Origin of the sequence: Glutamicibacter arilaitensis, assembly GCF_044793945.1 — a bacterium.
GTDB lineage: Bacteria > Actinomycetota > Actinomycetes > Actinomycetales > Micrococcaceae > Glutamicibacter > Glutamicibacter arilaitensis_B.
This window is the reverse complement of the sequence record NZ_CP084994.1, coordinates 1398321-1411734: the sequence shown is the minus strand read 5'-3', so window position 1 is coordinate 1411734 and position 13414 is coordinate 1398321. Positions and strand designations below refer to the sequence as shown.

Sequence of the window (13414 nt, the reverse complement as noted above, 5' to 3'; positions counted from 1 at the left end):
CAGATCCTCATCATTCACCTTGGGATTAGTAAAATTTTACTTTTGCTCCAATGTATTTGAGGTGGCCGGGTGCCTGCCGCTTCGGAGATAAACCTTATCTATCTGAATGATCGACCGACTTGACTACGCCACCAAAGCAGTCACCGCCGTCACGACTGCACTAGCCACCTGGCTGATTTCGTTTTCCTTGATCCCGCGGGTGAAGGACAGCCGGACGGCAGTGTGCGCCAGCTCAGCCTCGTATCCCATAGCGGTGAGCACCGCCGAAGGGTCGGTGCTTCCAGCCGAACAAGCAGACCCCGAAGAGCAGAGCACTCCGCGCCGTTCCAATTCGATCAGCACGGTCTCCCCCGCTGTACGCGGAAAGACGAAGGAAACGATCCCGCCTGCACGCTTCTTTTGATGACCGGTTAGCTGGACCAATCCCTGCTGCTGCGCATTGAGCTGCTCGGTAATGCGATTGATCAGATACTCGCCGTAGCCATCACCTGTGCCGGCAAGACGCTGTTCGGCGCAGACCTGCAGAGCACGGGCGATACCCACCGCGGCGGCCGGGTTTTCGGTGCCGGAACGATTTCCACCCTGTTGCCCGCCACCGTGCAGCAACGGCACCAGCGCGTGCTCGTTGGAGAAGTACAGCACTCCGCTGCCCTTGAGCGCACCGATCTTATGCCCGGACAGGCTCAAAGCATCCACTTGCGAGGCTAATTCGGCCAAATCCAGCCAGCCTGCTGCCTGCACCGCGTCGGTGTGCATGACCGCCCCTGCCGCGCGAGCCAGTTGGGCCAGCTCGGCGATCGGCTGGATCGTGCCGACCTCGTTGTTCACCGCCATCACCGATACCACGGTAACCTGGTCATCGATGAGCTCCGCTGCCTGATCTAGAAGCACCATCCCGGTGGCATCCACCGGAATCAATCGGTGGCTAAAGCCGTGGAAGTCCACAAGATAAGCGCAGGCTTCAAGCACCGCGGGGTGCTCGATTGAGCTGGTCACCACTACCTTGCCGCGGGGGCGCGCCAGCGCGGCACCGATGATCGCGGTGTTATCCGCCTCGGTACCGCCGGAGGTGAAGTAGATTTCCGACTCCGCGACGCCAAGTGACGCAGCGACCTGCGTGCGAGCCCAATCATTGGCGCGCTTGGCTTGGTGCCCCAATTCGTGCAGCGAGGCTGGGTTGCCGAAGTTGCTGGTCAGCAGCGGCGTGACCAGATCCAGCACCTCCTGGCGAGGAGGAGCTGTGGAGGCGGCATCCATATAGATCATGCAACCACCATATCCAAGCCCAGATCTATGGCTTGCACCGAGTGGGTGATCGCACCGGAGGAAATGATGTCCACCCCGGTCTCGGCGATCCCGGCAACTGTCTCGGCACGTACATTGCCGCTGGCCTCGATAATTGCCTGGCCGTTGATCAGTTTGATGGCCGCCGGCAGATCTGCCAGCGCAAAGTTGTCAAGCATGATTACATCCACCTTTGCCGCCAATACCGCGGGAAGCTGCTCAATGGAGTCAACTTCCACCTCCATGGCGGTAGTGTGACCCAGCCGGGCGCGCACCGATATCAACGCATTTGTCAGCTCTTCACCGTCATCCAGCAGGGCCAGATGATTATCCTTGGCCATGAACGCCTCGGAGAGGTTGTCGCGGTGGTTCACTCCGCCGCCGCAGCGCACCGCATAGCGTTCGAGCACGCGCAGCCCCGGGGTGGTTTTGCGGGTATCGGCGATCCTCGCTTTGGTGTGCGCCACCAGATCCACCAACTGCCGTGTGGCGGTGGCAATTGCGCTCATCCGCTGCAAGAGGTTCAGCGCCACGCGTTCGGCGGTCAATACCGAGGCGGCCGGACCGGTTACCGTCAGCAGCCTATCCCCAGCCTCGAAGGCGTGGCCCTCTTTGACCAGCTGAACCACGTGGATCTCGGGGTTGATCATCGTCATTGCTCGGGCGAAGACGGTGCCGCCGGCCAAGACACCGGCCTCGCGTGCCCGCACGGCGGCGGTGGCTTTGGCCCCGGCGGGCACGATGGTATCCGCGGTCAGGTCCCCGCGTGGATTATCTTCGGCAAAGGCGAATTCGAGGATGCGGTCGATTGCCGCAGTGGGGACCGGGTGGATTGGCTGGTTCACGCGTTGATTTCCTTGCTTTGTGGCCGATTGCTGGTTCGCTGCGTGGCAGCCAGAACCCAGCCGTATCGTGTAGTGGTGTGCTCGCCCGTGTTCGTAGAATCGAGCCGATGATGTGCGCCGAGGCTGGTGTCCCGGGCGGCGGCCGCGTGGGCGATCATCCGTGCAGTGATCCAGAGGTTGTCCAGTTCAGCGAGTTCGCGACTGCCCTGCGCCACCGGCGCGCTGGAGCTCAGCACTTGGATCAAGGATTGAAGGCCCTGCCCGGTGCGGTGCACGCCAAGATGTTCGCTGGCCAGCGCCTGCAGCTGCTCCAGTTCCAGTGGCGCGTCGGTGCTCACCGGCGGCAATTCACCGAGCTCCACGTTGTTCAGCTGGCAGGTACGTCCGGGCTCGTCGTGGCCCATGGCGTACACCGCCTTGCGGGCGAAAACCATGGCTTCAAGCAGTGAGTTGCTCGCCAGCCGGTTCGCTCCGTGCACCGTGGTGTTCGCGCATTCCCCGGCGGCATAGACCCCGGGTACGCTGCTGCGTCCGGAGGTGTCGGTATGGATCCCGCCCATGGCATAGTGCTGGGCGGCCACCACGGGAATCGGCTCGGCTGCCAGATCCAAGCCGGCAGCTTTGAGCCGCGCAGAGATGGAGGGGAAACGCCGCGCCAGGAAATCGTCCCCGCGTGCTGATTCCACGCCCCGGGCGTCGAGGAACACCCGGTGCCCTGCCACGTATTGTGCGTGGATCGCGCGGGCGACCACATCGCGTGGGGCAAGCTCAGCCTGCTCATGAAGGCCGGGCATGAACCGGTGACCGGTTTCGGTGATTAGGATCGCTCCCTCACCGCGTACCGCTTCGCTGATCATTCCGGTGCCCGGGTAAGCCAAGGGATCCACCAGAGTTGGGTGGAATTGGATGAATTCGGCATCGGTGATTACCGCGCCGGCCCGGGCGGCCAACCCGATCCCATCCGCGGTCGCACCCTTCGGGTTAGTGCTCGCCTGGTAGAGCGCGCCCAATCCCCCGGTCGCGAGCAGCACCGCGTCTGCTTCGAGCACCAGCTCTTGATCCTCTTGCAGGTAGCGGACCGCGCTGAGCCGGTGGGCGGAGAATTCGAGCTCGGTGGCCAGCGCATGTTCGATAATGTTCAGTTGCCCGGCTGCTTGTGCACAACGGACAGACTGCCTCAACGCATCGATCAGTCCCGCACCGCTAGCGTCCCCATCAACATGCAAAATACGGTGCGCACTATGCGCGGCTTCAAGGCCCAGCTGGTAGCTTCCATCTGTGTTCCTGTCAAAGGCCACTTTGTAATCTTCCAGCGTTGAGACTAGGCCTCCGGCAGAGCCGCACATTTGCAGTACCGCGTCAGTTCCGCAGTGACCGGCTCCTGCTTTCAAGGTATCGGCCATGTGGGCTGAGACGCTGTCTCCAGCGGACTCGCCCTGCAGTGTCACCGCTGCGATCCCGCCTTGGGCAAATTTGCTGTTCCCGTCGCCGAGCGCGTCCTTTGTCAGCACCGTCACCGTCAAGCCGAGGCGCACTGCTTCCAGTGCGGCGCTCAGCCCGGCGGCCCCGGAACCGATAATGACGATCCTGCGACCGCTGGTTTCATTCATGGCTTGGCCGCGAGCATGCGATCCAGGGCGATCCTTGCATCCCCCCGCTGGTTTTCCGGCACGCGGATCTGGTTGGCTACGCGGCCGGCCACGAGCTCTTCAAGAACCCAAGCCAAGTAGCCCGGGTGGATGCGGTACATCGTGGAGCAAGGGCAAATCACCGGGTCAAGGCAGAAGATCGTGTGCTGCGGGTATTCGGCAGCCAGCCGGTTGACCATGTTGATCTCGGTGCCAATGGCGAACACCGTCGGTTCGGTGGCATCCGCGATGGCGCGCCGGATGTAGTCGGTGGACCCTGCCTCATCAGCTGCATCCACAACCTCCATAGGGCATTCGGGGTGCACAATGACGCGCACGCCTGGGTAGTCCTCGCGGGCCTTGGTTATCTGTGCGGGGTTGAAGCGCTTGTGCACGGAGCAGAACCCGTGCCACAGGATCACCTGCGCCTCGCGCATGCTTTCCTCGCTGTTTCCGCCCAGCGCCTTGCGCGGGGTCCACATAGGCATCTTTTCCAGCGGAATCCCCATGGCCTTGGCAGTGTTGCGGCCCAGGTGCTGGTCCGGGAAGAACAGCACCCGGCGTCCGCGTTCGAAGGCCCACTCAAGCACCGTCGCCGCATTGGAGCTGGTGCACACCAGTCCGCCATTTCTTCCTACGAATGCTTTGAGTTCCGCAGAGCAATTCATGTACGTCACCGGAATGACGGGCATCCGGCCGTCATCTGGCTCATCCTTGTACAGCGCGGTGAGCTCATCCCAGCATTTCTGGACGCTGGGGCCATCAGCCATATCCGCCATGGAGCAACCAGCCGCAAGGTTCGGCAGGATCACCGCTTGTTCGGGCTTGGAGAGAATATCGGCAGTCTCAGCCATGAAATGCACGCCGCAGAAGATGATCGCCTCGGCCTTGTCACGGGTCAGCGCCGCATTGGCCAACTGGAAGGAATCGCCCACGAAGTCCGCGTACTGCACCACTTCGTCGCGCTGGTAGAAGTGCCCAAGGATGACCGCGCGCTCCCCCAGTGTGTCCTTGGCGGCGCGGATGCGCGTGTCGAGTTCGGCGTCGCTGGCTTTCAGATATTCCTCGGGCAAGCTGCCCTGCACCGGGTATCCAGACGGGATCTTGTCCTCTTGGGAGGCACCCGGGCCGTAGCCTGCCGGGGTATCCCATGGATTGGAGGCCAGCTCCGTGGAGCAGGTGGAGCCCGGAGCCAGCAGGTTCAGCCGGGTGATGTTCTGCGCCACGGATCCGGCGGAGTTATCGGTGAGTTGGGTGCTCATATGCTGGTGTCTACTTCCATAGGATCGGGGCCGTGTCCGAGATACCGGTACAGCCGTGGCGGTCGGTGCTGACCGCCTGCTAAATATTCGTCGGTGGCCTCGATGGAGGCTGTGTTCTTCAACTGCCGGCGGAAGTTCGCCGGATCAAGTTCCTTGCCCAAGATCGCTTCGTACACCATTCGCAGCTGTGCGAGCGTGAACCGTTCGCCGAGCAGCCGGTGCGCAATCTGCCCGTATTCGGTTTTATTCGACAGTCGCCATAGGGCGTAGTCCACGATCTTTCGATGGTCAAAGGCCATCACTGATATTTGTGGATCGTCAACGTCAAACCATGCGACATTTTCATCCGGTACGCGCGTCCCCACCTCTTCGATGTTCACCAGCGCGAAATACGCAATGGTCACGAGTCGGTGGGTTGGCGAGCGATCGATATCGCCGAAGGTGTAAAGCTGTTCCAAATAACTCGGGTGCAGCCCGGTGGTATCGGCCAAGGTGCGTCCTGCGGCCTGCCCCAAGGACTCCCGTGATCCCACTGGCCCACCGGGCAACGCCCAAAGCCCTGCGTGCGGTTGGCGAATTCGTCGCACCACGGGTAAACAGAGTTTGCCAGGTCCGCCCGCCGGATCGCGCCGGATCCCGAGGATTACCGTGGAGACTGCCAAGGCGGGCGGCAGATTGCGCCGCTCGTCGACGTTGGCCCATCCGGGAACCGATGACATGATCTACGTTCTTTCGCCAGTGTTCTGGGGTGCGAGATTGTCGCATTCCAGTTCGTTAGAGTCATTCTGACATTAACTGGAATCATTCGCGAGCCACATCACCAAAGTCGGGTATCTTGTCATAGCTAGTCGACACCGGATACGGGCGTTCCCACTGGGTGCACGGGATTAAAAATCCGCGCCTGATCTGAGAAAATATGTAGCCTAATGGCCTAGAATTTGTAGCTCTAGCCCGAGAAGAAATATTTCGCTGGTGACGCGTAGAGGTCCAAAACAACCGATTGCTTCGGAACTATAGACCTGTCACTGAAGCGTCCTTCCGAGCATCTACGAACCATGCTCAATGCAGATAAAATTCGTCCATTTGTCCACGCAGATGCGCTCTTTGGACAAGATGCTCCGCAATGCACTGCTGGGCACGTCACAGCAGGACAGAGAACCGTAAAGTCGCCTAGGATCATGATTATGAGCCTGGATCTAAGTCTTCGTGTGATTTCCGCAAACAGCGAGTCGGAAGCGCGTGCGGTGCTGCTCATTCATGGCTTTGCTTCGTCGGCCGAGATGAACTGGAACCGTTCGCGCTGGGTACAGCATTTCACCGAACACGGCCGGGACGTCATCTTGATCGACCTGCCGGGACACGGTGAGGACCCATACCGCAACGAAGGAAGCTGGACTCCGACTCGTATCCGCAAGGCGATCGCTGTTGGGCTCAACCAGTTGAACCTCGGACCCGTCGACGTACTCGGATATTCACTCGGCGCACGGCTTGGCTGGGAGTTCGCAGCTTATTTCCCTGAACTGGTCAACAAACTTGTCATGGGCGGTCCGACCAGCGCTGACCCTCTAGCTGCTTTTCAGCTGGATCAGGCACGAGCCTTCATGAGCAAAGGTGAAGAAATCCATGACGAGTACACCGCTAAGGTCGTCAACATCGCCAAGTCGGAAAGTGCGAATGATTTTGATGCACTATTTCGCCTCATCGAGGCAATCAAAGCTGACCCGTACGAACCGGCTTCCAATGTACCTGCATGCCCGACGCTGCTTGTCGCTGGGGATCACGATGACCTAGCGACCACCATGCCTCAGTTGCGTCGACTACTAAAAGACGCTGGAACCGAGTCCGCCATCCATTGGCTCCCAGGACGTAACCACGCCAATGCCGTGACCAGTAGAGAGTTTAAGGTAAAAGCCCTAGATTTCTTTGACGTTTAGTTAAATATCGAGGCAGTACAGATATTGAAAATATTACACGAAATGGCGGCTTAATCATTCGAGGTTGTCAATCGCCAATGGAGTTCAGGTAAATGGCTTAGATGCGCCTCGAATAGTGCAAAAATTAGGATTAACCCATTACGAGACCTTCGGCAATAAAGAAATAATCGAAAAAAGACACGCGTAACTTGCTCAAATCTTCGAGTTCGCCTTAGATTGGAATTAAACCAATGAGCAAAAAAATTCATTGGTATTTCAGGAGTCACTGGGGAACATCCACCTGAATAATTCATTATTTTTTGAGGCCTTGGGGGCAAGCAAAATGCGCGATACAGAATCCAAAAAGAAGCACCGCCGCACCACACCATCCGGTCCACGGATATGGCATTATCTTCTACTTGGCACACTATTCATGGTGGCTGCCGGAGTCGCGGGATATAGCTTGTTGCGATAGTGCGGTTTCGTCGCCCGAACCAAGCGTTAACGATCTTGCCAACGAACTGAATCAGCCCTAAAGAGTATTCTTACCTAGGATGCGGCACTATTCGTTCTGATTCAAAAGTGCAATTATGCTGAGCTTCGGATTCAATGCACTAGGTGAGCGCGAGCGTGCAAACCAGTCCGGCAGCGACGGTAAGAACACCTAAAATTAGCAAAACGGTTGCAAGCGGAATCTTCCTATGGTTTGGCCTTGGAGCTTGTTTCACACCCACTAGATTTCTCCCACTGCGTCTTTGAACAACCGCGTGCTTGCATTGACCGCCGGGAGAATTTGTCCCACCGATAGCTTATACGTGGCTTGGTCTTTCCCGTAAGGATCGATTACATCTTCTTGTGAGGGATCGTCGAGCAACGGCAAAGTTCCGCGTAATTGGGCAACTGACTCAACGGCACCCCTGAGGAGTTCCAACGGAGAGCGACCTGAACGCATGGCAATGGCCTCGTTGCTGACCTGGTCAGCTAAACGAGCAAACTCACGAAGGGTAAATGTTTGCCGACTGGCACGCGGCCACAACTCAACAATCTCTCGACGATGGCCTCTATCCATGGCAAGAATCAAGTCAGAGTCCTTGAGCATCACGAGTGACAGTTGTTTGGCCTGATGGGCAGCCGCTTCGTTCAATCCAAATTCATCTGCAAATTTCTGCACTGGGGCATCTATTGGTTTTCCTACTAAGGCATGCGTACCAGCGCTAGAAATTTGAACAGGAAGACGCGAAAGTTCGTTTCTGAGAAGCGACTCTCCCAAGGGAGACCGGCAGATGTTTCCAGTGCATACCATTAATATATTGAAAGTGGAACGATCTGGAGTTTTATCAAAAAGAGAGAGCACTTTTCAATTTACCTTTCGACTCGTCGAGCTCTGAGGTTAAGCGGCTCTTCAACCGAGAACTGTTCTCTGTCGGGCAAATGATCACCGGCATAAGCCCCATATGCACCGTAGGCGCCATATGCGTAGCTATCAGGACCCTTTGTCGGTAGCATCGTCATGACGATTCCACGCAGCGTTCCGCCTGCAGCTTGCAAGCTGTTTACTGCACCCGCAAGAGACTGTTTACGGGTAGAAGCGGACGCAGCAACAAGTAAGACGCCGTTCGTGCGCTTACCAACTACGGCAGCGTCAGTGACGAGAAGAATGGGAGGCGAATCGATGATCACATAATCAAAGTATTCCCCCGTAACCTCCAAGAGCTCATCCATCGCACGCGACCCCAGGAGTTCACTAGGATTTGGTGGAATCTTGCCCGAGGGTAGGACGTATAGTTCATCGCGGCCCCAGCGCTGCAGCACGTCAGCCACTTCTACTTTTCCAATGAGAATATCCGTTAGACCAACGCCACCTTCAATGCCCATGTATTTAGCAATGGCGGGCATGCGTAGATCAGCATCAATCAGCAATACACGAGATCCTGTTTCAGCCAGAGCCAGAGCCAGATTGGACGATGTAGTTGATTTTCCTTCACCGGCCCCTGCAGATGAAATTACAAATGTGTGTGCGTGCCTCTGCTCTGAATCACTTACAGCCAAAAACTGAAGGTTCGTTCGCAATGTTCGAAACGATTCAGCTCGGGGGCTTCGCGGACTCGAATGAACTATGAGCGGCCGCTTTGACGCGTCTGCGTCGTAGGTTATACCACCAAGCAATGGGGCGTCAGTGACTTGTTCAACATCATGCAAAGAATGAATTCGAGTATCAAGGGTGAATTTCAAGACCGCAATACCAAGTCCTATAGCAAATCCTAATACTGCACCTAGTACAATATTTAGCGAAACACGGGGACTGACTGGGTCGGCAGGCGCAAACGCAGGCTGAACGGTATTCAGCGATACGAGGCTGGGGTTGCCCTTAACCGTAGATGCTTCAAGTTCTTCTTCTACGATTTCCTTTAAGCTTTTACCAACCGCATTGGCAATATTTGCAGTTTGCTGTGCATCACTCCCAGTAACAGTCAGGATCACCAATGACTGATTCTCCGGCGCACTCGATTGAACTCGCGAGGCCAATTCTTCTGAGGTTAAATCAAGGTTCAATTCTTTAATTGCTGGCCCAAGTACACTATCTGTTGTAGCTATTGCGGCATATGTAGAAACACTTTGACGAGCAATGCTTGAACCCTGTGCTAGGTCAGAAATTCCTTGCGCTTCTCCTCTCACAGAAACATACAGCTCGGTAGAGGCTTGGTATTTAGGAGTCATTATCAGAGATGTACCAGCACCCGCAATCACACCAAATAACGATAATGCCGTAATTAGAATCCAGTTTTTATGCAGGATTCGTAGATAGTCACGCAAGTCCACCGCGCTGAATCTCCTATAATTAGATACGAAGGCAAGCGTCATTGGAATTGAAACATGCTTTCACTTTTTTTAATAATTTACCTTGGAAGATTTGTATTCGTTTAGCAGCTGGCTTCACGGCACCCAGTGTCAGCCGTCCAACGCTTTGACCTGTAATCTTAATGTTATCACCTTCAAATATTAGCACTTCCCATAATACGATGAATTCTTTTATTTTACGGTTCGGTCCGACTTGGAATACCATTCTAGAACTTTATGGGTAAAATCATTTAGAGAGCGAGGCATACTCACGCGGTACCCTGAATCTACCCCAAAGCCTCAACTGGCAGCGTCAAACACAACTGTCACCGGACGCTTCATACCTCCGTCCGCTGCTTACTAGAAATCCCCTAGACTGGATTCAGTTTTCAAGTCAATCAAATCCAGTAACTCCAGACTTCGCCTTGAATCAACCTTACGTAAAAATGGCTGCCGACGATCCAATAGAAAACTAAGATCTAATGGATCGGTAAAAACACGAATTGTATTCGGATATTCAAAGTATGTTGTATTTAGCATGTCAGTGGAGTTTCGCGCTCGTCGAATTCGTCCGCCCTCGACTGTCTGAGCAGAATATTTTGAACCAGCAATGAAAGTCGGAATGTATGATTCATCAGGTGCGTATGTCTTAGCAAAGTAATCGTTATAGGCGGATTCGTTTTGATGAAATTCCAGCAATTCCCGGGCGCATTCCCCGGTGATGGAGACCTGCGCCCATGCTTCTCGTATTGGTAATGGGCCCCTAGTCGACGGAGCCTGGACTGGCTTACGCCAAAAGGGTAGTCGAGCGCGGAAGAGAAAACGGGTAAACAGGTTCTGAAATTTTCGAGTGCCAGATGTAGCATCCATGTACCAGTTAAACCGATACTTGTGCACATCGTTGAATACGGCTAAGTCAGGCTCACTCATTCGAAGCTCCTGGACACCGCTCAAATTTTCGTAGTAGGCTGCAATTCTGCTGTTCGGCCAGACTGGGTAGCTCCCTCCCTGCAGAATGACTAATCTATCGTAATCCTTAGATTCCAGAGCTTGTCTAATTGTCGATATAGTAGCTTCAACTTGACTGTATCCTGCCCAGTGTATTTCTTTACGCTCGACAATCAATTGTACTCGCGGAGATCCGAGTAATTTTTCTTTGAATGCATCAATGTCAACTTTTCTGTCAACGTGAATAAATACGTCAAAATTTCTGTGTTGAATTAATCTTTTCGCAACACGAGCCGTCAATTCCGGGTCATCGTGTACCAGATAGATGAATGCAATTTTCAATTTTTAACTCCTTTGAATTTCTCACGTGTAGCTAAAATCGTGAGAATTCCACTCAATGCTCCTATAGTTGGGGCCCACCACAGCCATTCTCTAGTCTGAAATACCACACCAACAATCGCCATAAGGACTGTTATAAACGCCATTACTAGAACGATAATAAAAGCTTTTCTGCTACCACCTAGAGACAGGATTTTATATTTCGTCTTCTCGATCACAACGATCGCTGGAAGAGCCGTGAAAACTATCACCCATATATGGTGTGCGACGGGCATATCAATTTCCAGAATTTGCAAGAACAGACGGCCACCAACCAGTGTCACAGCCCAGAAAACGACCGCAAATCCAAGCGTACCTAACTCAAAGAACCGCATCCAGCGTTCCTCGTCACGTTTAGACCGGACTGCCATCAGCGTGTACAGACCTTTGGTAATAATGGCGCTAGAAGCCTGCAATAGACTCAATATCGTTGCGAAAGCGCCAGCCAAAGCGGGTGACAGTATCATCGGTGCAGCAACATAGAGCACCCTGGCGTACAGAGCATCAGACAATGTCAGCCCAATCATCGGCCATTGATAAACAAGTGAAGCAGCTTCGCGCATTCCTGTAGGACTCGGTCCTTTTGCCCAATAAGGTCGCGCTGACAAATAGCTGACGAAGAAGAAAATTAACGCTGAAACAGCCATCACCTTGGCAAAGCTAAATCCGAGTAACATTAAGATCAAACCGATAGATTTTGAACTGAACAGAGCCCACAGTACCTTGTGCGTTTGCAGATTTTTCTCCAGCATACTCGTCTCTAATTCTGCAAGGTTAGTGAGTACGACCGCAGCAATGCCATAGAGAATTGGCGCTAAAGGTAGTTCCACAAAGTGATTGAAGACCAGCCCGGAACCAGCGCCCAGTAATATCAAGCTAGGAGTTATAAGCCTGTGACGAACATACCGAACGGCAAGTTCCACATGTGTCGCCCCAGTTGCAAGTATTACGGTTGTTCCACCGGCTGCGAGCACGGCGATGATCGCTGCTATACTCGCACCTGCATTATACGCTCCAATTTCAATGATCTGGTTCTGACGTGTCGCTACCACTAAGATTAGTAGCGTAAACGCAGATCCAACCACCGCACCCAAAGAAGTAACTGAGGTTCGGTACCAACTAGCGTCCAATATATTCTTAATAAAATTCATTTTCGGGCCTCTGCACCAATATGTAGAGCTCCGCTCAATTTCTTACTCCGAGGCGAACGCGCACCTGCTACCAACACGAGCAGGAAAAGTAAGAACACTGATCCCCCGGTAAACAACCAGCCTTCGATGCTAGCGTTTACCACTGAACCAATTACGGCAGCCCGAACTGGAAAGTCCGCGCTTGTTCGCACTAAATAAGATGGAATCAACACGGCAGCGACTAACATACCGAGCAGTCCGAGCTCGGCTGCTAATTTCAGCATTGAGCCTGGCTCGAACATATATGCACCCGCACCACCGCCTAACCATAGGTGGCTCTGAAATATATCAATGGCTTGGCTAACTTCGTCGGTGCGTGAGTTATTGGTTCGAAGTATCTTGGCGTCGGTTGTTTTCGAAAGCATTTCGAATCCATAAACCAGGAACCATCCAGTAACCACTGACAACACAAAGATTGCTAAGACTCGGTAAAAACGAGAGCCTAAGCGATAGAAAATTATGACAGCTATGACTACTACCGCAGCTACCAAGGAAGCTCGGGATGCTGCCATCACGATCGCCGTCAAAGAGATCGCCCAAACGGAAAATAATATTCTCGGGCTAGCGCGTGCGGAAACGGACAACCAGAAAACCGCGAAGATCCCGAAAGCGTTAGGGTTACTCGTCAGCCCGCGCGCTCTATCTCCTAGAAAAGCGAAAGGAAGCCCTGCTAGAACAGCGAGCATGGATGTAATCATCAAGATCGAAAGTATTCCTGTCACGATCTGTTGTGAACGACCAGTTGACAGATAGCGGCTATGAATAACCAGGAACAGCAGTACTGATGCATAACCAATTGCTGCACCTAGGGATTCAGCCGGCGCTTCACTCCATGCGATAGAGAGAACCATCAGGGAGCAAAGGACAAGGGAAGGGACTAGGAAAGGACGCAATGCCCTTAATTCGAACAACGGTTGGCGGAGAATCAAGTTTCGTGAAAAGTGCAGAATGGTCACGCCCACTAATACAGTACGCGGATCAAAAACTAACGGCAGTTGCATAGCTGTAAGTAAAAAGCTGATTAAGGTCAGTGCAATGCCAAACCCAGGAAACTGACATATTAGGCCAACTGCCCAAAGCCCTAGCACACTGGCAGTTATTAAAATGAGCGGATCCGCGATCATATAT

At 54.1% G+C, this 13414-nt stretch carries 11 protein-coding genes; 1 reads left to right on the top strand and 10 read right to left on the bottom strand.

What is annotated here, in order from left to right; all coding sequences use genetic code 11:
• Positions 1-123 precede the first annotated feature (123 nt).
• Genes LG294_RS06520 through LG294_RS06500 form a run of 5 tightly spaced genes read right to left on the bottom strand, consistent with a single transcriptional unit; the run spans position 124 to position 5738 of the window.
• The gene (locus tag LG294_RS06520; protein ID WP_404290648.1) at positions 124-1266 is read right to left on the bottom strand and encodes a cysteine desulfurase family protein; all 1143 of its coding nucleotides are present in this window, start codon (positions 1264-1266) and stop codon (positions 124-126) included.
• Positions 1263-2129, bottom strand: coding sequence for a carboxylating nicotinate-nucleotide diphosphorylase (gene nadC / locus LG294_RS06515; protein WP_404290646.1), 867 nt, complete (start codon positions 2127-2129; stop codon positions 1263-1265). Before nadC ends, LG294_RS06520 begins: the two co-directional genes overlap by 4 nt.
• Positions 2126-3739, bottom strand: coding sequence for an L-aspartate oxidase (locus tag LG294_RS06510; RefSeq protein WP_404290644.1), 1614 nt, complete (start codon positions 3737-3739; stop codon positions 2126-2128). The genes nadC and LG294_RS06510 overlap by 4 nt, the downstream gene beginning before the upstream one ends.
• Complete coding sequence (gene nadA, locus LG294_RS06505) at positions 3736-5019, bottom strand: quinolinate synthase NadA (RefSeq protein ID WP_404290642.1); 1284 nt, start codon at positions 5017-5019, stop codon at positions 3736-3738. The genes LG294_RS06510 and nadA overlap by 4 nt, the downstream gene beginning before the upstream one ends.
• Positions 5016-5738 (bottom strand): NrtR DNA-binding winged helix domain-containing protein, encoded by a 723-nt coding sequence (locus tag LG294_RS06500; protein WP_404290640.1) that lies wholly within the window; start codon positions 5736-5738, stop codon positions 5016-5018. The genes nadA and LG294_RS06500 overlap by 4 nt, the downstream gene beginning before the upstream one ends.
• 465 nt (positions 5739-6203) lie before the next feature.
• Here LG294_RS06500 and LG294_RS06495 point away from each other — a divergent pair, with 465 nt between their 5' ends.
• Positions 6204-6953, top strand: coding sequence for an alpha/beta fold hydrolase (locus tag LG294_RS06495; RefSeq protein WP_404290638.1), 750 nt, complete (start codon positions 6204-6206; stop codon positions 6951-6953).
• 712 nt (positions 6954-7665) lie between these two features.
• Here the strand turns inward: LG294_RS06495 and LG294_RS06490 are convergent.
• The 5 genes from LG294_RS06490 to LG294_RS06470 form a co-directional block, all read right to left on the bottom strand.
• On the bottom strand, positions 7666-8235 hold the full coding sequence (locus LG294_RS06490) for a low molecular weight phosphatase family protein (protein ID WP_404291666.1): 570 nt from the start codon (positions 8233-8235) through the stop codon (positions 7666-7668).
• A gap of 59 nt (positions 8236-8294) precedes the next feature.
• Positions 8295-9752 carry a polysaccharide biosynthesis tyrosine autokinase gene (locus LG294_RS06485; RefSeq protein WP_404290636.1) on the bottom strand — a complete coding sequence of 486 codons (1458 nt, stop codon included), beginning with the start codon at positions 9750-9752 and terminating at the stop codon, positions 8295-8297.
• A gap of 378 nt (positions 9753-10130) precedes the next feature.
• Complete coding sequence (locus LG294_RS06480; protein WP_404290634.1) at positions 10131-11060, bottom strand: beta-1,6-N-acetylglucosaminyltransferase; 930 nt, start codon at positions 11058-11060, stop codon at positions 10131-10133.
• Positions 11057-12247, bottom strand: a complete 1191-nt coding sequence (locus tag LG294_RS06475; RefSeq protein WP_404290632.1) for a hypothetical protein — start codon at positions 12245-12247, stop codon at positions 11057-11059. The genes LG294_RS06480 and LG294_RS06475 overlap by 4 nt, the downstream gene beginning before the upstream one ends.
• Positions 12244-13410, bottom strand: a complete 1167-nt coding sequence (locus LG294_RS06470; protein WP_404290630.1) for an O-antigen ligase family protein — start codon at positions 13408-13410, stop codon at positions 12244-12246. Before LG294_RS06470 ends, LG294_RS06475 begins: the two co-directional genes overlap by 4 nt.
• Positions 13411-13414: the final 4 nt, after the last annotated feature.